The organism is Bartonella sp. P12B, assembly GCF_055796185.1.
In genome coordinates this window covers 91,451-111,668 of sequence record NZ_JBTTDI010000001.1, presented here as the reverse complement: position 1 = coordinate 111,668, position 20,218 = coordinate 91,451, and the positions used below count along the sequence as shown (strand labels likewise).

Annotated in this window: 18 protein-coding genes; 9 read left to right on the top strand and 9 right to left on the bottom strand. The window is 38.0% G+C overall.

Annotation, left to right across the window (positions count from 1 at the left end; all coding sequences use genetic code 11):
- The first annotated feature begins 7 nt into the window (after positions 1 to 7).
- Both AC0QT1_RS00450 and dapE read left to right on the top strand, forming a co-directional pair.
- Entirely contained in the window at positions 8 to 805 is a 798-nt protein-coding gene (locus AC0QT1_RS00450; RefSeq protein WP_473199919.1) for a M48 family metallopeptidase, read from the top strand.
- 172 nt (positions 806 to 977) lie between these two features.
- Entirely contained in the window at positions 978 to 2,159 is a 1,182-nt protein-coding gene (gene dapE, locus AC0QT1_RS00445) for a succinyl-diaminopimelate desuccinylase (RefSeq protein ID WP_473201403.1), read from the top strand.
- An 88-nt stretch (positions 2,160 to 2,247) separates the two neighbouring features.
- On the opposite strand, the gene hemW is transcribed toward dapE, so the two are convergent.
- On the bottom strand, positions 2,248 to 3,447 hold the full coding sequence (gene hemW / locus AC0QT1_RS00440; RefSeq protein ID WP_473199921.1) for a radical SAM family heme chaperone HemW: 1,200 nt from the start codon (positions 3,445 to 3,447) through the stop codon (positions 2,248 to 2,250).
- Positions 3,444 to 4,094, bottom strand: coding sequence for an RdgB/HAM1 family non-canonical purine NTP pyrophosphatase (gene rdgB, locus AC0QT1_RS00435; protein WP_473200028.1), 651 nt, complete (start codon positions 4,092 to 4,094; stop codon positions 3,444 to 3,446). Before rdgB ends, hemW begins: the two co-directional genes overlap by 4 nt.
- 325 nt (positions 4,095 to 4,419) lie before the next feature.
- Here rdgB and hrcA point away from each other — a divergent pair, with 325 nt between their 5' ends.
- Together hrcA and grpE are read left to right on the top strand one after the other, a co-directional pair.
- Positions 4,420 to 5,490 carry a heat-inducible transcriptional repressor HrcA gene (hrcA, locus tag AC0QT1_RS00430; RefSeq protein WP_473199922.1) on the top strand — a complete coding sequence of 357 codons (1,071 nt, stop codon included), beginning with the start codon at positions 4,420 to 4,422 and terminating at the stop codon, positions 5,488 to 5,490.
- Positions 5,491 to 5,616: 126 nt separating this feature from the next.
- Positions 5,617 to 6,279 carry a nucleotide exchange factor GrpE gene (grpE, locus tag AC0QT1_RS00425; RefSeq protein WP_473199923.1) on the top strand — a complete coding sequence of 221 codons (663 nt, stop codon included), beginning with the start codon at positions 5,617 to 5,619 and terminating at the stop codon, positions 6,277 to 6,279.
- 109 nt (positions 6,280 to 6,388) lie between these two features.
- Here grpE and thpR read toward each other — a convergent pair whose 3' ends face one another.
- From thpR to AC0QT1_RS00395, 6 genes are all read right to left on the bottom strand, one after another.
- On the bottom strand, positions 6,389 to 6,928 hold the full coding sequence (thpR, locus tag AC0QT1_RS00420) for an RNA 2',3'-cyclic phosphodiesterase (RefSeq protein ID WP_473201402.1): 540 nt from the start codon (positions 6,926 to 6,928) through the stop codon (positions 6,389 to 6,391).
- A 601-nt stretch (positions 6,929 to 7,529) separates the two neighbouring features.
- Positions 7,530 to 7,826: an HPr family phosphocarrier protein gene (locus AC0QT1_RS00415; protein WP_473199925.1), complete on the bottom strand. Its 297-nt coding sequence runs from the start codon at positions 7,824 to 7,826 to the stop codon at positions 7,530 to 7,532.
- A gap of 25 nt (positions 7,827 to 7,851) precedes the next feature.
- Positions 7,852 to 8,241: a PTS sugar transporter subunit IIA gene (locus AC0QT1_RS00410; protein WP_473199926.1), complete on the bottom strand. Its 390-nt coding sequence runs from the start codon at positions 8,239 to 8,241 to the stop codon at positions 7,852 to 7,854.
- 135 nt (positions 8,242 to 8,376) lie between these two features.
- Positions 8,377 to 8,841: an HPr kinase/phosphatase C-terminal domain-containing protein gene (locus AC0QT1_RS00405; protein WP_473199927.1), complete on the bottom strand. Its 465-nt coding sequence runs from the start codon at positions 8,839 to 8,841 to the stop codon at positions 8,377 to 8,379.
- A gap of 23 nt (positions 8,842 to 8,864) precedes the next feature.
- Positions 8,865 to 10,646: a stimulus-sensing domain-containing protein gene (locus AC0QT1_RS00400; RefSeq protein WP_473199928.1), complete on the bottom strand. Its 1,782-nt coding sequence runs from the start codon at positions 10,644 to 10,646 to the stop codon at positions 8,865 to 8,867.
- 39 nt (positions 10,647 to 10,685) lie between these two features.
- On the bottom strand, positions 10,686 to 11,408 hold the full coding sequence (locus AC0QT1_RS00395; protein ID WP_473199929.1) for a response regulator transcription factor: 723 nt from the start codon (positions 11,406 to 11,408) through the stop codon (positions 10,686 to 10,688).
- 367 nt (positions 11,409 to 11,775) lie between these two features.
- Between AC0QT1_RS00395 and lysM the strand changes: the two genes are divergently transcribed.
- On the top strand, positions 11,776 to 12,231 hold the full coding sequence (gene lysM, locus AC0QT1_RS00390; RefSeq protein ID WP_473199930.1) for a peptidoglycan-binding protein LysM: 456 nt from the start codon (positions 11,776 to 11,778) through the stop codon (positions 12,229 to 12,231).
- A gap of 153 nt (positions 12,232 to 12,384) precedes the next feature.
- Here the strand turns inward: lysM and AC0QT1_RS00385 are convergent, their stop codons facing one another.
- Entirely contained in the window at positions 12,385 to 12,927 is a 543-nt protein-coding gene (locus AC0QT1_RS00385; RefSeq protein ID WP_473199931.1) for a copper chaperone PCu(A)C, read from the bottom strand.
- A gap of 854 nt (positions 12,928 to 13,781) precedes the next feature.
- On the opposite strand from AC0QT1_RS00385, the gene dnaK reads away from it, so the two are divergent.
- The 4 genes from dnaK to AC0QT1_RS00365 all read left to right on the top strand — a co-directional run bounded on the left by dnaK (position 13,782) and on the right by AC0QT1_RS00365 (position 19,833).
- On the top strand, positions 13,782 to 15,674 hold the full coding sequence (dnaK, locus tag AC0QT1_RS00380) for a molecular chaperone DnaK (RefSeq protein ID WP_473199932.1): 1,893 nt from the start codon (positions 13,782 to 13,784) through the stop codon (positions 15,672 to 15,674).
- Positions 15,675 to 15,832: 158 nt separating this feature from the next.
- Entirely contained in the window at positions 15,833 to 16,978 is a 1,146-nt protein-coding gene (gene dnaJ, locus AC0QT1_RS00375) for a molecular chaperone DnaJ (RefSeq protein WP_473200029.1), read from the top strand.
- A 1,001-nt stretch (positions 16,979 to 17,979) separates the two neighbouring features.
- Entirely contained in the window at positions 17,980 to 18,885 is a 906-nt protein-coding gene (gene argB, locus AC0QT1_RS00370; protein ID WP_473199933.1) for an acetylglutamate kinase, read from the top strand.
- Between the two features lie 33 nt (positions 18,886 to 18,918).
- Positions 18,919 to 19,833 carry a DMT family transporter gene (locus AC0QT1_RS00365; RefSeq protein WP_473199934.1) on the top strand — a complete coding sequence of 305 codons (915 nt, stop codon included), beginning with the start codon at positions 18,919 to 18,921 and terminating at the stop codon, positions 19,831 to 19,833.
- Positions 19,834 to 20,218 lie beyond the last annotated feature (385 nt).

Below are 20,218 nucleotides of genomic sequence, written 5' to 3'. Positions count from 1 at the left end.
ATAATGTATGATCGTTTATGAACAGCATTTTATTTTTTCTGATCGCGTTGTGCCTTTACAGGTACGTGAACATAGGGGTGCACGCCGTCTCACATTGCGTGTCGATGCGAGCGGGCAGAGAATTTGTGTAACAACACCACCAGCGATAAGCCTTTGTTCAGTTCAAAGTTTTATTGAAAAGCACCGTTCTTGGATTGAAGCACGTCTTACGCGTGTAAAAATTTCTCATGAAAATTCTTATCTCAAAGAGGGGGCAACGGTTCCTTTATTAGGTGTTGCGCATACCATAAGGCATAAGGCAGGGCGTGGGGTAACGGAAATCATTGCAGGGGATGCGAGACAAGAACCTCAAATTATTGTTTATGGTCAATTAGAATATTTGCCAAGGCGTATTGCTGATATTTTAAAAAAACAGGCTGCTCTCACGATAACGCCATTGGTTACAGATTATGCGCACAAAGTAGAGCGTAAAGTGAAGTCAGTTTGTTATAAAGATACTAAAAGTCGTTGGGGATCTTGTTCGATAGACAGGCGCCTTTCTTTCTCTTGGCGTCTTATTATGGCACCAAAAGAAATTGTTGAATATGTCGTTGCACATGAAGTTGCTCACCTTATTGAGATGAATCATGGACCAAAATTTTGGGCTCTTTGTGAAAAACTTTGTCCAGAAAGTCAAAAATATCGCACTTGGTTGAAAGAAAATGGTCGTACGCTTCAAGCGATTAATTTTCATTCACATAAATTGGATGAGTTTGGAAATATAAAAAATTTTGAAGAGAATCCGGTTGATGGAACCTTTTATTGAGCTTTCCATTATGGAAGTGCTTCATCGTATGATGAGGGATTCATTGAGGCCTCAGCACGATTGTCTTCCCCTGCTTCGTTTGCTGAGTGCCTTCAATGTTTTTGCTTTATCTTTTGTATAATTCAGTTTAATACTCTTGGATAATTTTTAAGTTCAGATTGGGAAAGCGCTTATGCCTGTCCTTACAGATCCGCTTCAGCTCTTACAAGCACTTATTCGTTGTCCTTCTGTTACACCTCATGAAGCGGGCATCTTATCAACTTTGGAGCAATTTTTACAGAAGATGGGGCTTCGTGTTGAACGCCCTGTTTTTGCAGATAAAAATACAGAAGATGTTGAAAATCTTTATGCAAAGATCGGAAGAAGCGGGCCGCATCTTATGTTTGCTGGTCATACTGATGTTGTACCACCAGGCGCGTTGGAAAATTGGACGCACCCTCCTTTTGAAGCTGTCATAGATCAGGGAAAACTATACGGGCGAGGCGCTGTTGATATGAAAGGCGGGATTGCTTGTTTTGTGGCGGCATTGGCTCGAGTCCTTGAGAAACAGTCTCTTAAAGGAACAGTAAGTCTTCTGATTACTGGTGATGAAGAAGGTCCAGCAATTAACGGTACGGTTAAACTTCTCAAGTGGGCAGAACAAAAAGGTGAAAAATGGACTGCAGCGCTTGTGGGAGAACCGACAAGCGTAAAAACTGTTGGTGATGTGATAAAGATTGGCCGCCGAGGATCAATTTCTGGTATCATTACCGTTAAAGGGCGCCAAGGGCATGTTGCATTTCCCGAGCGAGCAGCCAATCCATTACCTTTAGTTGGTAAGCTTATTCAAGCATTGACACAAACTGCTTTAGATAAGGGGACAAAAAATTTTCAACCAAGTAATTTGGAATTGACAACGATTGATACAGGTAATTGTGTAGCGAATGTTATTCCAGCACAAGCAACAGTTCGTTTTAATATACGCTATAATGATCTCTGGACAAAAGAAACACTTATGACAGAAATTGAAAAGCGCCTTACTTCAGTACAATCAAACAACAATTGTAATCAATACCCCTCCTATCAGCTTGAATGGATTCCAAGTTTGGGAGATGTTTTTTTGACCCAAAATGATAAACTCGTTAAAACTTTATCAAATGCTATTAAAAGTATAACAGGGAGTCTACCAGAATGTTCAACTTCGGGGGGAACTTCAGACGCGCGATTTATTAAAGATTATTGCCCTGTGGTTGAATTCGGTTTGCCGGGGCAAACCATGCATATGGTGGATGAGTGTGTAACTCTTGAAGCGTTGGAAACTCTCACTTCTATTTATGAACAGTTCATTGTTGATTTTTTTGCGCAGATAAAGTGATTGTCTTTTAAAGAATCTGCCTTTTAAATTGAAACTCGTAAATACTATTCAATAAGTGATATAACAGCAGGTTAAAATCATAGGAATTCTAGTTTGCCAATTGGCTAATAATATGGTCAAGAAGGATGTGTCCTTTGCTTGTCACTTTTAAGCGCTGGTTTCCTGACATTTCTATAAGTCCTTGTTGTTGTAAATCGATAAGCTTTTCCATTGGTAAGCTCTTGGGGTTTAAGGTTTCATAACGCGAAAGATCTAAACCTTCGCAAAGACGCAAGCCCATGAGGAGCATTTCATTTGCTTGTTGTAAAGGGGTCAATTGTTCTGTCTCAATACAGCCATGTCCAGTAGTTTCTACCAATTCAAGCCAATGTTCGGGATATTTCTCATTTATTGTGACATAACGTTTACAATTTACAATTTCAGAGGGAGGCACTTTTGAAGAGGCAGAGGAGTGATCCGGTGCCTGTTCAATAAAGCGTCCATGGGCTCCTGGACCAAAGCCTGCATATTCATGATAACGCCAATAGAGAAGATTGTGTGCTGATTCGGCACCGGGAATTGCATGATTTGAGATCTCATAGGCTGGAAGTCCATGTGTAGCAGTGATTTCTTGGGTAAGATGATACAGGTCTGCTGCAAGTTCTGAAGCGGGGAGAATAAGTCTTCCTGCGGCATGAAGCCGTTTAAAAGCGGTTCCATCCTCGATAGTGAGTTGGTAAAGAGAAAGATGATCCGCTGCCAAATCAAGCGCTTGAAACAGTTCACATTTCCATTGTTCTAATGTTTGTTCAGGGCGGGCATAAATGAGATCAAAGGATAAACGTGGAAAGATTTCTCGCGCTAAAGCAATAGCGTGAAGAGCCTGCTTCACATCATGAAGACGACCAAGTTGTCGCAATGCTTTGTCATTGAGTGCTTGTACCCCTAGAGATAAGCGGTTAACACCTGCTGCACGATATCCACGAAAACGTTCTGCTTCCACACTTGATGGATTGGCTTCCAGTGTGATTTCAACTTTATCATCGATCGTCCATTTTCTTGCAAGTGCTTGCAATAAGGCATCCACGGTTTGAGGTGTCATAAGAGAAGGTGTGCCGCCACCAATAAAAATACTGGTAACATGCCGTGGACCTATTTTATGATATTGCGTTTCTATTTCGCGTTCAAAGGCGGTTACAAAACGTGGTTGATCAACACCATGGACACGCACATGTGAATTAAAATCACAATAAGGACATTTAGTTGCGCAAAAGGGCCAATGAATATAAATGCCAAAAAATTCATTCATGAGAGTGACAAAAGGTTTTCTGCTAATAGTTTAAAAGCACGTGCACGATGCGAGAGAGGGGCTTTATCATTGAGTTTCCAGCCATGTTTTTGCTCCGTTGACATTTCTCCAAAGGTATTTTCATACCCATCTGGTAAAAAAATAGGATCAAAACCAAAACCTTTATCTCCACGTGGTGGCCAAAGAAATGTGCCTTCAACATTGCCTTGGAAATAGTCCGCATAGCCATCAGGCCATGCAATGCAAACGACCGATATAAATCGACATTTTCGTTGGCTTTTTTCAAGCGCTCCAATTTTTTGGAGTTCATCTTCTATTTTTTGCATAGCTTTTGAAAAATTACGTACACCATCGGGTTGAAGAGCGAGGTCAGCTGTATAAACACCTGGTGCGCCACCCAATGCATCTACTTCCAAGCCTGAATCATCAGAGAGAGCAGGAAGACCTGTCTTTTTTGCTGCTGCAAAGGCTTTGATATAGGCATTTTCTTCAAAGGTTGTTCCTGTTTCTTTTGGTTCTGGCAATCCGAGCTCTTGTGCTGATTGTATCGTTAGTCCGAAGGGGGTAACCAAAGTGGCAATTTCATGCAATTTTCCAGGGTTATGTGTCGCAATGACAAGTTTTTTGGCTGCTACTATGCTTCTCATAGACATTTTTCTCCAGAAATAAAAGGGGAGCTCATTTTGTGCTAAAAACCTAAAAATCAGCTTAAATACTCAGTATATATACATTTTGCTGGATTTTATGCGATACGTTTTTTGTTTATTCATTGATATTTCATTTAGATGAAAATCTTTCGTATTGTACGGAAACATTAATTGAAAAAGACTTATAGTATGGCTCTTTGTTTGATGATAGCATTTTTTATGATAAAAGATACACTAGGCTTTTGTACTACTTTGGACTATTTGACCAAACCTTGGCAAAACTTATATAAGAGAGAAGTGTTTTTGAAGTAGTGAAACAATTGTGATGAAATATAAACCTATTGACGATGAACTAAAATATCTTGATGAGCGTTCGCGTGATATTTTTCGTCATATTGTTGAAGCTTATCTTAATGATGGAGAGCCTGTAGGATCACGAAATCTTTCGCGTCTTTTACAACAAACTTTATCTCCTGCGACGATTCGCAATGTGATGAGTGATCTTGAGCATCTTGGTTTGATTTATGCACCTCATGTCTCTGCGGGACGAATGCCAACACAATCAGGATTACGATTTTTTGTTGATGCGTTTATGGAAGCAGGTGATTTGCCAAACGAAGAGCGGGAAAGTATTGAAACGCAAGTCAAGGAGGCTGGTCATGCACAATCAGTTGAACATTTTCTCATCCAAGCAAGCCGAGTTCTTTCAGATCTTTCACGTGGAGCAGGGCTTGTTCTCGCAACAAAATATGAAGGAACATTGAAGCATATTGAATTTGTACGCCTTGATAGAGAACACGCTCTTGCTGTTTTAGTGACTCAACAAGGTGAGGTTGAAAATCGTATTGTGCATTTACCAGAAGGGGTTACTCATGCACAATTGACAGAAGCAACGAACTTCCTTAATGCTCATATTCAGGGACTCACATTGAGTGAAGCTAAGGGAGAGATCGCACGTTTGTGCTCAGAAACACGAGCTGCGCTCGACCATTTATCTCATCATCTTGTTGAAACGGGGTTAGCTCTTTGGGGAGGAGAAGACGCCGATCATAAAATACATCTTATTGTTCGCGGGCGTAGTAATTTGCTTGAAGATGTGAAAGCAGAAGAAGATTTAGAGCGGTTAAGACATCTGTTTGATGATCTTGAAACGCGTGAGAGTATGGCGCAGCTTCTCGATTTAACGGATGAAGGTTCTGGGGTTCGCATTTTTATTGGTTCAGAAAATAAGTTGTTTTCGCTTTCTGGTTCTTCTTTAGTGGTTGCACCTTATCGCGACTCAAAACAAAGAGTCATTGGTGCTTTAGGAGTTATTGGGCCCACAAGGCTTAATTATGCGAGGATTGTACCCATGGTTGATTATACGGCTCAACTTATATCACAACTGTTGCGTTAAAATGACTAGGTGGAATATTTGTACTCTAAACGCTTATTCTCTTTAAGATGCGTAAATACCTCTTGATTTTTGTCTGTAAAATTTCGATATCGGGAATAATAAATCTTATGAAGGAATGGAATTTCTATGTCTGATGAAAAAAACAAATTTACTGACGCTTCATTTGAAAATTGCGATTTGAAGAACCCTGCTGATCGTGATGTGCTCAAACAAGCAGCTGATGCATTTTTAAAAACGCATGATACAGAAGCTCACGCAGAGGTTGAAGAGGAAAAAGAGGAGTTTATCGATCCTTTGGTTGCTTTGCAGGATGAAAACAAAGAGTTGAAAGATCAGCTTTTGCGTCTTGCTGCAGATATGGAAAATCTTCGACGTCGTACTGCGCGTGATGTAGCGGATGCAAAGGCTTATTCGATTGCTAGTTTCGCACGTGATATGTTATCTGTTTCTGATAATCTTAATCGGGCTTTGGAGGCTATACCAGAAGGGGCAAAGGAGAATGATGCTGGTTTGAAAACGTTAGCTGAGGGCGTGGAAATGACTGAGCGTGCAATGATAGCAGCGTTAGAGCGTCATGGTGTGAAGAAGATTCATCCAGAAGGGCAAAAGTTTGACCCTCACTTTCATCAAGCAATGTTTGAGATCTCTAACTCTGATGTTCCAGATAATACCGTTCAGCAAGTTGTTCAGGCAGGTTACGTTATTGGTGAACGTGTTTTGCGTCCGGCTATAGTGGGTGTGGCCAAAGGAGGAGCGAAAGAAATTTCTGTCGAGTCTGATTCAGCTTAAAACATATCAATAATAGTACTACCGACGCAGAAATATTAGTGTTACACACAACCCGAACTCGTGAAGCATTGTATAGGAGAGGGCGGTAAAGGGTGTTTAAAACACCCTTTTATTTTTGAAGTGACCAGCTTTTTTTCACAATATACGGGGTATCGCTTGAAGGGGATGGCGATAACAATAAAGCAAAGTGATCAACCTCAAAAGAAGGAACTGAAAAATCACCTCGAGAGGAAAGATAGGGAGGGAGGTCTTCAGGTTTAATATCGAGCAATCGCGCAAGAGTAATATGTGGAGTAAATTGTTTTTCATCAGGTGTTAACTTCAAGCTGCTTCGAATGGATTGCATTTTTTCGTGTAAAAGGTTGAGAGTTACACAAGGCTCAATACGAACAACGAGAGAATGGGGAGCATTTTCTGAACCAAAAATTTCAAAACCTCTTGGTTGTAGCACAAAAGGAGGGAGTTTTATTGTGTTAAAGGCACGAATCAGCGCATCTGCTACGGAGCTCTCAACTTCGCCAAAAAAAGATAAAGTGATATGAAAATTTTGTGGGTTAATCCACTGTGCATTCGGTAAGCCATTTTGCAGTGATATGAGCGCTTCTGTTGTTTGTTGAGGAATCTGAAGAGCACTAAAAAGACGTTGCATGGTGTATCTCCTTACAATAAAAAATGTTACCCACCGCAAGCATAACGTTGGATTGAGAAAATAAGGCTATGATGGTGGGAAAGAATGTCTAAAAAATGTTTACAATAATAATAAATCGGATTCGTAGATCCATATTAGCCTGAAGAAAATGATTAAGAAGTCAACAAAATCCATATTTGCATGCCTTTTTTCATAAAGGATTCAATGAAAGAGCGTTGTGTTTTCATTATCAAACAGTTTAAAAAGAAGAAAATTAAGAGAAGCCTAATTGTTAAGAACATTTTTCCACTAGCTTAAAAGGTTTAAAATTTAGCATATTGAGTAAAGGGTGAATGTTTCTCTTTTTTGTAATTTAATGATACATTTTACATATGATAATAATCATTCAAAGTAGTTAAATATTGTTGGAAAAGAATACGAATACAAATATTGTGTACAACAAAATTGTTACAAGCTACACTTATGATGACCATAATATTGATCTATAATAAATGTGAACTTTAGTATTTTGAAGAGAAAAATAAGTAAGCCAAGCAATAAAATGATGGAAAAGAGTTTCTTATCTCGGGGATAATCATCATACTTTTTGGGGTAAGAAATTTTAGTTTTCTTCGCCAAATTTATTGTTTACCAGCTTTTCAAGAGCATTGAGAGCATCCGTTGCTTCTGGTCCTGAAACGCGAATGGTGAGGTTGCAACCGGATGAAGCAGCTAACATCATCAGTCCCATAATTGATGAACCGCCAACGATTTTGCCATCTTTTTCAACTTCAACAACGGCATTAAAATTGTCAACAGTTTGGACAAATTTTGCCGAAGCACGCGCATGTAACCCACGTTTATTACAAATATTGAGATGACGACTTAGTTGAGAGGGGAGAGGGTTTTTGGAAAGCATCAGTGTTTAATTATCCGCTATAAAATTATACTGGTACATTAATATATTTACGCCCCGCTTCTTGTGCTATTCTTAAAGCTTCTGATAATGAAATATCAGGACATTGTCGAATCGAAATAAGTTTAATGAGCATAGGCAAATTAACTCCTGCAATCATTTCAACACGTCCCTTTTCAATAGCAGGAATAGCCATATTTGAGGGTGTTGCACCGAACACATCTGTTAATATAATCACGCCATGGTTTGTATCTGTAGAGGAAATTGCGGCTATAATATCACTTCGGCGCTGATCTAGGTCATCATCGGGATAGACACATATTGTTGCAAATTTTTCTTGCGTTCCAACAACATGTTCTACAGCATGTAGAAATTCGACAGCTAGCTCACCGTGCGTTATAAGCACGAGTCCAATCATTTACACAAACTCCTATTAACGACTAAAGATCCAACCATATTGGCATGAAATGCATTTTACAAGGCTTTGTCCTGCTGCCAAGAAAAATTTGCAAAAAAAAGGCAAAAATAATAATTTTTTCTTATTTTAAAAAAATTAGACAGATTTACACCATATTTTTCTAAAAAAGAATGCTTCAATAGCCTGACAAATAGCTGTGCAATCGGCTTCGTGAAGACTTGGAAGTTTTAGAAGAGGAATATGTAGATTGGCAAATTGAAAAGTCTGCTTTGTGGAAAAGCGTTCATATTCAGGTCCTAGAAGAATAACGCAATCAATAGCTGTTTGTTTTTGAAATTCTATCGCATAAAGACCAGCGCCGCGTATTTCAATCCCTCCCTGCAAACCTTCAGGAGTGTGTCCATAAAGTTTTCCATTTTCCACGCCGAGTATTGTATAATCATCACTGATAAGTTTTGCTTCACGCTTTGACCACTCAGCGCGGTCGAGCAAAGAAAGAGTGAGGGTTGATTTTCCTGAGCCCGATGGACCTATAATTAATAACCCCTTTCCTCCCAGTTGAAGGCAATTGGCGTGTAATATTTCATTTTTTGTTTTCATACCTTTTGATTTGGATAAAATATTTATTTAGCTAAGGGAAGCATAATAATAAAACGTGCACCAGTTTTATTCTTTTCGGGGTTAGAATCATTAATATTTTCAGCTGTAATTGTTCCATTGTGAGCTTCGATAATTTGCCGACTAATAGAAAGTCCGAGTCCTGAGTTTTGCCCAAAAGTGTCTTCGTTTGGTCGATCCGTATAGAAACGTTCAAAAATACGTTCAATCTTCTCTGAACGAATACCAGGGCCATTGTCTTCAATAGTTAAAAGAAGGGTTGAAGCATGACTTTTCATAATTATAGAAATTTTACCACTATCGTGAGGTATAAAGGAACGCGCGTTTTCAATGAGATTGGAAATAACTTGTCCTAAACGGAGTTCATGTCCCCACACAAGATAGGCTTTTCCATAAGGACGTGGGATGATTTTAAGGCTTATATTAATGACTTGCGTATTACGATATACTTCCTGAACAGCATGAACAAGACTTTCCAAAAGCAATGTCATATCAACGATCTGTGCAGTTTCTCGAGCAAGCTCTGCATCTAACCGAGAGGCGTCAGAAATATCAGTAATTAAACGGTCAAGACGGCGTACATCATGTTGAATAATTTCAAGTAATTGTTCCTGTGTTTCTTCATTTTTAGCGAGAGGGAGCGTTTCAACAGCACTCCGCAGTGAGGTAAGCGGATTTTTTAATTCGTGACTTACATCGGCTGCAAAACGTTCGATGGCTTCAATACGCATATAAAGGGCATTGGTCATATTACGAATAGAGGCTGAAAGATGACCAATTTCATCTTCACGCATTGAAAAATCAGGGATTTCTACACGCTTGTTATTTCCATTACGCACACGGTTGGCAGACGCAGATAATTTGCTTAAGGGATGTGCAATGGTGTGGGCTAAAAAGAGGGAAAGTACAAAAAGCACGCTACTTACAACGGCAAAGACTTTAACGATAACCAGTCTTTCACCCTTTACAATATCATCAATATCTGAATTGACAGTTGAAAGAAGAAGCGCACCTACCACTGTACGATAGCGGTGAACAGGCACAGCAACAGAAACAATTAATTTACCTTGTCTGTTGCGCCGTTTGGCGGTAGTAAGAGTTCCATTTAATGCTCGGTATAATTCAGGGTGAGTGATATCACTATTTTTTTCTTGCTCTTGATCAATCGCAAATCCTTTTCCATAAAAGATATTTAAAAACCATGAAGAGAAGCGTTCCCACATGTTTTGTTCAGTTTTGAGTGGGGGTAAATCATAGCTAAAAACTTCACCACTAGAATAAAGAACACGCGAATCAAGAAGTAAAGTAGCATCACGATCATAAATACGTGCCCTTGTCGTTTTGGGTGTGATGAGATATCGTAACAGAAGGGCAACACGTTCAGAATTAATAGGAAAGTCCCAAGAGTCTGTTGATTGAGGTGCGGGTGTAATACTTTCTCCAGCCTGTAATTCTAAAAGCTTTTTAGGTTCAATAAAAATAGAATCCGTATCTACCGTTGCAGAAGCAGCAATGGCTCCAGCGATGAGTTTTCCTTGGGTACATAAACTTTTGATTTGTGCTTCAATCAAACCATCACGAAATTGATTAAGGTATAAAATTCCTGTCACCAGAACGGCAAGGGCAGCAATATTTAATATAACAATGCGACGTGTAAGACTGGAAAAAAGCAACTGTTTTAGAAGACGTCGTCCCCGAAGGTACAAATAAACAAACAGAGAAGACAGTGTTGCTCTAGTGTTTGGTGTTGTTTTTTGCAAACTTTCCAGTTGAGTATTTTTTGTCATCGATTTGATCGCCGTTTAGACTTATGCGACAAAAGAGTTTTATACTTCGTGGAAACGATAGCCTACACCATAAAGTGTTTCAATCATTGCAAAATCATCATCCACTTGTTTAAACTTTTTACGCAGACGTTTAATGTGACTATCGATGGTGCGATCATCTACATAGACTTGATCACTATAAGCAGCATCCATCAAAGCATCACGACTTTTTACAACTCCTGGTCTTTGTGCTAAAGTCTGTAGAATCAAAAATTCTGTAACTGTCAAGGTAACAGGTTTATCCTTCCATGTACAGGTATGACGCTCTTGATCCATCACCAGATCTCCGCGTTTAAGAGAAGAGGTAGAAGAAGCTCCTGTTGCAAGCGGTTGGTTACGTGCACTGGAACGACGCAAAATAGCTTTTACGCGCTCAATGAGAAGACGTTGAGAGAAGGGTTTGGTAATAAAATCGTCCGCACCCATTTTAAGACCAAACAGCTCATCAATTTCATCGTCTTTAGAGGTAAGAAAAATAACTGGAATGTCAGATTTTTGACGCAATCGACGCAAAAGCTCCATTCCATCCATACGAGGCATTTTAATATCAAAAATCGCTAAATGTGGTGGATGGAGTGTTAAACCTTTGAGTGCAGATGCTCCATCTGTATAGCTTTCAACTCGATAGCCTTCTGTCTCAAGCGCAAAAGATAAAGATGTCAAAATATTGCGGTCATCATCAACAAGTACAATCGTTTGTGTGATTGTTGGTGTATCTTTCATGGCTTCTTAGACCTTTCTATTGCTGCAGTAGCAAACTACCCACGCTATTTATATGGGAGTTCACATTTTTTTTGCAAAACAAATATGATACAAATTGTAGCAGGGTAAAGAACCTTTCATCATTATGATAAAAGCTTGTTTTGCTTTCATAATTTTATAATGTTTTTGTGTGTGTTAGGATCCATTTTTTTGAAAGAAAATTTTTATACAAATGTTTTTTATCAAATTTGTTATTGTCTTATGTCCCATAATTAAACAGATTTGTTTTTAATTGTTGAAGTTTAGAAAATCCACCTATTTGTTTTAAAAGCAAAGAGGTGTGAAGCTGTATATACAAAAATTTTCTTGACAGGATAAGGAGGACATAATGGGATTTTTTAATTTTATAAAAACAGTTGGTGAAAAGTTAGGTATTGGGGATCATGAACCAGAAGAAAAAGATTTTAAAGCTGCCTTTGATAATTTTCAACTTAATACAGATAAAGTAAATATTCAGGTTGAAAACGGTAAAGCTATTTTAAGCGGTGAGGTTCCAGATAGGGAAACATTTGAGAAAGCACTTTTGGTTGTTGGTAATTCACAGGGTATCTCTTCTGTTGATCTTGACCAATTAAAGATTGCGAATACCGCATCAGTGAAAGCTTCTCGCTTTTATGAGGTGAAGTCTGGTGATAATCTTTGGAAAATTGCGGAAGAAGTTTATGGAAAAGGGCAAGGGGATAAAAATACATTTATTTTTGAAGCAAATAAGCCAATGCTAAAATCTCCTGATAAAATTTATCCTGGGCAAGTTTTACGCATTCCTGAAATTGACAGAACTTAATTCAAAGAGAGGATTAAGTTATTTTACTCCTTTACAGTATTTTAACGAGAGTATTTTTTACGACGTCGCGTAAAAAATTAAGGAGCGTGAAGAGAGCTTTCACGCTTCTAATTATCTTGTGTTTCATTATGCGTTAAACGCTAATGAAAGAGCTTAGCGCGTAGAATCTCTTTTGGAAGGTGACTTATCATTCAGAGCATTTACGGAAAATTCAATGTCAATAGTTCCGGCTTTTTCAAAGGTCAATTTTGCGCCAATTTTATCTCCTGGCTTGAATGGTTGTGAAAGCCCCATGAACATAATATGATCACCACCGGGTTTAAGGGAGACCTCACCATCGCCCGGAATTTCAACACCATTGTGCATTTTTTCCATGTGCATAATATCATTAACAACAGCCATGGAGTGGATTTCTGTTGTCTGTACTCCATTTGTCGAAACAGAAACCAAACGATCAGGAGTATCGCTGTGATTAATGATATAGAGATAACCGCTGCTTATTTTTATACCTTTAGGTGTTGCCCGCGCCCAAGGATGAAGGATTTCTATCTCTCCAATCTTATATTGTTGGGCAGTTGCAGGTAGGGCTACAAAAGCAAAGAAAAAAGCCCACATGACATTTTTGAGTGGGTATTGTGCAAGAGTTGAATTCTTACACGTGAGATCCCTTATTCTTCCGACAATAGATATTACCATTGATTTACCCTCCTTAATGAGATTTACTTTTATCTATTTTTAGAGAGTTTTTATTCAAAATAAAAGAGAATTGCTCGAGTTATACGAATTTGAATGTAAGAAAGAAGGGATAAGATTCGTGGCTTTAAAGGAAGGCGATGAATTTAAGGTAATAGTGCGCTTAAAAGCAAAGTGGAATCCTTAATATATTTGCAGATTTAATATGTAGATAAAAAGAAGGTTATGTTAGATGTATTAAAAGTATGGTATCCTAAAAAGAATATTGAATCACTCACTGAACGGCTAGAAGTAAAGTTGTTGGTTGAGGGTAGATTAGCAGAACTCCTTACAAATTATGCATTTAGTACGATAAGGTTTCATTCTATAAAGAAACATTGCATCTTTGGTCTCATAAAGAGAGAGCGGTTATTATAGAGGTTTGGCTATGGAAGGCCATGATTGTCGTATAAATCATTTGCGTCTGAGCAATATTTAAAAAATTTTCTCTATGAGAAATAAAAGGGAAAGATCTATTATTATCTTTTATTTTTTCAAGTGCTATTAAAGTGATATATTTATGAGCATTAGTTTAAGTAAGACATACTAAAAAGTCTGTCTTACTTAAATAAAGGTATTTGCACGTCATTAAAATGCTTATTTTTAGAGAAAAATTTTATTTTAAGAATGTTTCTCTCATTATTCCCTTGTAGCGATAAGAGCCTGTTCTTATATACGGAGCAGAAAGGCTGTTGCGACTTGCAGTTTATTGTTTGTGTAACTTTAAAGTGAGGTGCGAGCTTTTAAGTTTTATGAGGAGCTGTCTTAGAAAGATGCTTGATGAAGGTTGAGGTAGCTTGCTGAATGGAGATTATAATATGGCAAAAGTAATTGGTATTGATTTGGGGACGACAAACTCTTGTGTCGCTGTTATGGATGGTAAAAATGCAAAGGTTATTGAGAATTCAGAAGGAGCCCGTACAACACCTTCTGTTGTTGCCTTTACAGATGGTGGAGAGCGACTTGTTGGGCAACCTGCTAAACGGCAAGCGGTTACGAATCCTGAAGGGACGGTTTTTGCAGTTAAACGCTTAATTGGCCGTCGTTTTGATGACCCCATGGTTGAAAAAGATAAAGCACTTGTGCCTTATAAAATTGTTAAAGGCGATAATGGTGATGCTTGGGTGGAAGAAGGGGGTAAAAAATATTCTCCATCACAAATTTCAGCGATGATTTTACAAAAGATGAAAGAAACCGCAGAGTCTTATCTTGGTGAAAAAGTTGAGCAAGCGGTTATTACTGTTCCTGCGTATTTCAATGATGCACAACGTCAAGCTACCAAAGATGCAGGTAAAATTGCAGGGCTTGAAGTTTTGCGGATCATCAATGAGCCAACAGCTGCTGCTTTAGCCTATGGTTTGGATAAAAAAGACGGCAAAACTATTGCTGTTTACGATCTTGGTGGCGGTACATTTGATATTTCTGTGCTTGAAATCGGAGACGGTGTTTTTGAAGTTAAGTCGACCAATGGAGACACTTTTTTAGGTGGTGAAGATTTTGATATGCGCCTCGTTGGTTATTTTGCCGATGAATTCAAGAAAGAACAAGGGATTGATCTAAAAAATGATAAATTAGCGTTGCAGCGTTTAAAAGAAGCAGCAGAAAAAGCAAAAATTGAGCTTTCTTCTTCACAACAAACAGAAATTAATTTGCCATTTATCACCGCAGATCAATCTGGTCCAAAACATTTAACGATGAAATTGACGAGGGCAAAATTTGAATCCCTAGTTGATGATCTGGTTCAGCGGACTATCGAGCCTTGTAAAGCTGCATTAAAAGATGCCGGATTAAAAGCGGGTGAAATTGACGAAGTTGTTTTAGTCGGCGGCATGACACGTATGCCAAAGATACAAGAAGTTGTGCAAAAATTTTTCGGCAAGGATCCACATAAAGGTGTTAATCCCGATGAAGTTGTAGCAATGGGAGCGGCTATCCAAGGTGGGGTATTGCAGGGTGATGTGAAAGATGTTTTGCTCTTGGATGTAACGCCTTTATCCTTGGGGATTGAAACGTTGGGTGGGGTCTTTACACGACTTATTGAACGCAATACCACTATCCCAACTAAAAAGTCACAGGTTTTTTCGACAGCTGATGATAATCAAAATGCAGTGACTATACGTGTTTTCCAAGGTGAACGGGAAATGGCTAATGATAATAAATTATTAGCTCAATTTGATCTTGTTGGTATTCCACCAGCACCACGTGGTATACCTCAGATTGAAGTTACTTTTGATATTGATGCAAATGGTATTGTCAATGTTTCGGCTAAAGATAAAGGAACTGGTAAAGAACATCAAATTCGTATTCAAGCATCAGGTGGTTTAAGTGACGCTGACATCGAAAAAATGGTAAAAGATGCAGAAGAACACGCCGCTGAGGATAAAAAGCGCCGTGAAGGTGTAGAAGCTAAAAATCAAGCTGAAGCTCTTATCCATTCAACTGAGAAATCGCTGAAGGAATATGGTGATAAGGTATCAGCTGAAGATAAAGAACAGATTGAAACTGCAATATCTGATTTAAAATCTGTGCTTGAGAGCACTGACACTGAAGAAGTGACAGCAAAAATGCAAAAACTAGCAGAAGTGAGTATGAAGCTTGGGCAGGCTATGTATGAAGCTTCGCAAGCAGCAACAGATAAAACTGAAACTGATACAAAAGATGATGATGTTGTTGATGCTGATTTTGAAGAAATTAATGATAAGAAGAAGTAATGTAGGCAAATGTGGTGACCTCTTGATAAACCCGGCCTTTGAAATATAAGGTTGGGCTTTATCATTTGGGATGAGTTGCAACTTTTTTGCTAAAAATATAAATTAAAAGCAAATATTATCCACGAAGATGGATGACAGGAAATTATCAGGAATACATGATGAAAGTAGATTATTATGAAATTCTTGGCGTAACTCGCGAATGTGATGATAAAAAATTAAAATCTGCTTTTCGTAAGTTGGCAATGCAATATCATCCTGATCGCAACGCAGGGGATAAAGAAGCAGAGCGGAAATTTAAAGAAATTGGTGAAGCTTATGAAGTTCTGAAAGATCCTCAAAAGCGTGCTGCTTATGATCGATTTGGTCATGCAGCTTTTGAAAACAGTGGCCGAGAGGGAGCAAATCCCTTTAGTGGTTTTGCTGCGGGTGGTGGGTTCTCGGATATTTTTGAAGATTTTTTTGGTGAAATTATGGGGGGCATGCACCGTAAACGCAATGATGGCCGCGAGCGTGGTGCAGATCTGAGTTATAATATGGAAGTGACCTTGGAAGAGGCCTTTTCAGGAAAAACCGCACAAATTAATATCCCTAGTTCGGTTACTTGTGATGTTTGTGAAGGAACAGGCGCGAAAAAGGGCTCTAAGCCACAAGTTTGTGGAACATGTCATGGAGCAGGTCGTGTGCGTGCCGCACAAGGTTTTTTTTCTGTAGAACGAACATGTCCTTCATGTCATGGGCGTGGTGAAACTATTACGGATCCATGTCCAAAATGTCAGGGGACGAGACGGGTAGAGAAAAAACGTTCATTGAGTGTGAATGTTCCCGCTGGCATTGAAGATGGTACACGTATTCGTCTTTCTGGTGAAGGAGATGCTGGTATTCGTGGTGGTCCTAGCGGTGATCTTTATATTTTTCTTTCTATTAAACCGCATGAGTTTTTTCAGCGAGAAGGGGCGGATCTTCATTGTCGTGTTCCTATTTCGATGGTAACAGCTGCTTTAGGGGGTCAATTTGAGGTTTCCGACCTTGATGGTGTTAAAACGCGTGTTAAAGTTCCAGAAGGGACACAAAATGGGCGTCAGTTCCGCCTTAAAGGAAAAGGAATGCCCATGTTGCGTCGTCAACAAGTAAGGGGAGATCTTTATATTCATATCACTATTGAAACACCGCAAAAATTAACACAAGAGCAACGCGAATTATTGCAAAAATTTGAGAAGCTTTCAAATCATGAAAATTCACCACAATCGCACGGTTTTTTTTCACGCATGAAAGAATTTTTTGAAAATATCTCGGGGCAAAACTAATAAATATGCATGATAGTTTTGGGAAAGATGAGCATTTTTTCTTTCTTGAAGAAAGTAGGTTTGGATATTTTTAAGATGCTTTCCTGTTGTTATCTGCATATGGCTTCTGCTACTAGAACCATGATGAACAGAAGAGACAATTGAATGATTTTACAGCTCTCTTCAGGGAATTTCTTATGATTTTAGGGTTAAAAACTATATTATGCTACAGATTTTCTGGTGTAATGTTTGGAATAAGCTGATATTATCATTTGCTTGTTAGCTTCCACTATTGCTCTTACATTGAGATGTATCATAAGAAACTTTTTAGTGCTTTTTAAACTGTTTTATCTACATACCTATACCATTTGTAATCTGTAAATGAATAGTTGTTATTGATTCATCATAAAAAGGAGTTAGAAATGGAGGGGATATTCTTGTATGAGAAGTTTTTATTTCTGTTGAAAATGGTGAATTATCATTATAAATCAAGGTATTATTTTTTCCATAACATCTATAGTGATGGATCATAGAGTTGATATTTCTTGCTTTCAATTCCTAGAAAAAGATGCACTTTTAGATCTAAATAATTGACTGAAATAGGATATATCTACGACCGGATTATTTCTTATTTAGCTATATTAATTTCTCTACTATAAAAATTCTTTATTTTCGTTTCATAAAATCAGTGATTGTATATATTTATATTCATTGTTAAAGATTCATGGGGTAAAATCAGTGAGTTGATTGTACGGCGTGGTTTTGAAATTATTCTGAATTCTGTTTCCAAATTTTATATATAAGGTCATCAAGCAATAACATTTTGCATGCCTATTTTGTTTTTTAGAGGATAATTCTTTTTAAGAAAGCTGTTTTGTCCCATTTCATTATGAATTCTGTGGTAATTGAAAGGAAAATGAACGTTTTTCAGGGGGGGATGGATAGAATAAAACTTGTTTTAAATTTTTTCACTTTTCTAAATTCCATTAAGAGTAAGTAAAAAGTGATGAGGAGGCTTTTTGATGGATGATGTTGAAAGCGATGTTGCGGATATTTTTGAAAAAAAAGCAGCATTTTTATCGTCTGCTCTACCTTATATGCAAAAATATGAAAATGAAACAGTGGTTGTAAAATATGGCGGTCACGCTATGGGTGATGCTACTTTGGGTCAGGCGTTCGCGCGTGATATTGCTTTATTAAAGCAATCAGGAATTAACCCCGTTGTTGTTCATGGTGGGGGACCTCAAATTGCTGAAATTTTGATGAAAATGGGGATTGAATCACGGTTTGAAAACGGTTTACGCGTAACCGATGAGCGTATCGTTGAAGTGGTTGAAATGGTTTTGGCAGGTTCCATAAACAAGGAAATTGTTGCTCTTATTAATGCTGAAGGTGAATGGGCAATAGGATTATGTGGCAAGGATGGCAATATGGTTTTTGCCGAAAAGGCGTATAAAACTGTCATTGATCCCGATTCACATATTGAGCGTGTTTTAGACTTGGGATTTGTTGGTGAACCTGTTGAAGTTGATCGCACATTGTTGGATCTTTTAGCATGTTCTGAAATGATACCAGTTCTTGCTCCTGTAGCTCCAGGTCGTGATGGCAAAACCTATAATATCAATGCTGATATTTTTGCTGGAGCTATTGCCGGTGCATTAGAAGCCAAGCGCCTTTTATTTCTCACCGATGTTCCTGGTGTCTTGGATAAACACGGTAATCTTTTAAAAGAATTGACAATTTCTGAAGCTGAAAAGTTCATCAGAGATGGAACGATTTCAGGGGGGATGATTCCAAAAGTAGAAACTTGTATAAAGGCTCTCCAAAATGGAGTAGAAGGTGTTGTCATTTTAAACGGCAAAACCCCCCATTCTGTCTTGCTAGAACTATTTACTAAACAAGGGGTTGGAACACTTATTGTTTCATAAGGTAGAGGGAAGAATTGAAGGGAAAGACCTTTTATGATTAATATAAAACAGTTGAAAAATTCTTTATTGAGCAAGCCAGAATTAGCCTTATTTGCTGCGACAATATTGTGGGGTATTACATTTTTAGTGACTCAAATTGCCGTACGCTATAGCGGTCCTCTCTTCTTTGTTGGATTTCGCTTTATTATTGCATCATTGATCTGTGGGGCAATTTTTGGGCGCTCTATGAAGGATATAACTGTTTATGAAGTTTTTGCGGGAATGGCTATTGGTTTAGGGATGTTTTTGGGTTACGCTTTACAAGCTACAGGGCTCCAAACGATTATGAGTAGTCAGTCGGCTTTTATCACGGCGCTTTATGTTCCGATGGTTCCAATATTGCAATGGATTGCTTTTAAAAAGCCGCCCCGTTTAGCCTGTTGGGTTGGTATTATTTTTGCTTTTATTGGTCTTGTCCTTATTTCTGGACAAAATCCAGGAAGTTTTGATTTTTCAAAAGGTGAAATTTTAACTTTGTTAGGTGCTTTAGCAATTGCTGGAGAAATTATACTCATTGGAATTTTTGCCAACAAAGTTGATAGTCGACGCGTAACGATTATACAGTTATTTTTTAGTGGTCTGTTTTCATTTTTTTGTATGCCTTTAATGGGGGAAAGTGTTCCTGAATTTTCATGGATATGGCTGAGTATCGGTGCTGGATTGGCATTGATGAGTGCTATCATTCAATTGGCAATGAATTGGGCACAAAAATCTATTTCGCCTACGCGTGCAACACTTATTTATGCAGGTGAACCGGTATGGGCTGGTATTGTTGGGCGTTTAGCTGGTGAGCTTTTATCCCCTTTAGCTTTATTAGGAGGAGCGCTCATCCTGATTGGAATCGTCGTGGCTGAATTACAACCTTCACAATGGCGTAAAAAAGATAAAGTGATTAAAAAAATTGATTAATTTTTCCTCTCTCTTGTTATGATTTTATTTTATGATGTTTTTATTTTTATTTTTTTATCAAAATAAGGGAGATTCTCTTTTTTACTTTTAAGAAAGAAGAGAAAAAGAATCTTTTAGAAATATATTTTCTTATTGTTTACGAATTGAAAGAGCACTTTGTGAGAATTGTAATCACAAGTCTAACTCTCTATGCATTTCTCACATTATAGAGGTATATGAGTGATTAGAACCAACAAATATGAAAAAGGTAAGAGTATTTAAATGCTTTCAGCTATTTATAGAAAGTTTAGCAAACGAAAGCTTTATTTTTTAGATTATGAAGTGTTGTGTTTTGAGAAGTTTTTTTTATTTATATTCTTTTAAAATGTTTTCGAAGAGGTGCAAT

Coding starts and splice junctions, on each gene's coding strand:
- AC0QT1_RS00450 (WP_473199919.1), top strand. CDS start 8: ATGATCGTTTATGAACAGCATTTTATTTTTTCTGATCGCGTTGTGCCT.
- dapE (WP_473201403.1), top strand. CDS start 978: ATGCCTGTCCTTACAGATCCGCTTCAGCTCTTACAAGCACTTATTCGT.
- hemW (WP_473199921.1), bottom strand. CDS start 3,447: ATGAATGAATTTTTTGGCATTTATATTCATTGGCCCTTTTGCGCAACT.
- rdgB (WP_473200028.1), bottom strand. CDS start 4,094: ATGAGAAGCATAGTAGCAGCCAAAAAACTTGTCATTGCGACACATAAC.
- hrcA (WP_473199922.1), top strand. CDS start 4,420: ATGAAATATAAACCTATTGACGATGAACTAAAATATCTTGATGAGCGT.
- grpE (WP_473199923.1), top strand. CDS start 5,617: ATGTCTGATGAAAAAAACAAATTTACTGACGCTTCATTTGAAAATTGC.
- thpR (WP_473201402.1), bottom strand. CDS start 6,928: ATGCAACGTCTTTTTAGTGCTCTTCAGATTCCTCAACAAACAACAGAA.
- AC0QT1_RS00415 (WP_473199925.1), bottom strand. CDS start 7,826: ATGCTTTCCAAAAACCCTCTCCCCTCTCAACTAAGTCGTCATCTCAAT.
- AC0QT1_RS00410 (WP_473199926.1), bottom strand. CDS start 8,241: ATGATTGGACTCGTGCTTATAACGCACGGTGAGCTAGCTGTCGAATTT.
- AC0QT1_RS00405 (WP_473199927.1), bottom strand. CDS start 8,841: ATGAAAACAAAAAATGAAATATTACACGCCAATTGCCTTCAACTGGGA.
- AC0QT1_RS00400 (WP_473199928.1), bottom strand. CDS start 10,646: ATGACAAAAAATACTCAACTGGAAAGTTTGCAAAAAACAACACCAAAC.
- AC0QT1_RS00395 (WP_473199929.1), bottom strand. CDS start 11,408: ATGAAAGATACACCAACAATCACACAAACGATTGTACTTGTTGATGAT.
- lysM (WP_473199930.1), top strand. CDS start 11,776: ATGGGATTTTTTAATTTTATAAAAACAGTTGGTGAAAAGTTAGGTATT.
- AC0QT1_RS00385 (WP_473199931.1), bottom strand. CDS start 12,927: ATGGTAATATCTATTGTCGGAAGAATAAGGGATCTCACGTGTAAGAAT.
- dnaK (WP_473199932.1), top strand. CDS start 13,782: ATGGCAAAAGTAATTGGTATTGATTTGGGGACGACAAACTCTTGTGTC.
- dnaJ (WP_473200029.1), top strand. CDS start 15,833: ATGAAAGTAGATTATTATGAAATTCTTGGCGTAACTCGCGAATGTGAT.
- argB (WP_473199933.1), top strand. CDS start 17,980: ATGGATGATGTTGAAAGCGATGTTGCGGATATTTTTGAAAAAAAAGCA.
- AC0QT1_RS00365 (WP_473199934.1), top strand. CDS start 18,919: ATGATTAATATAAAACAGTTGAAAAATTCTTTATTGAGCAAGCCAGAA.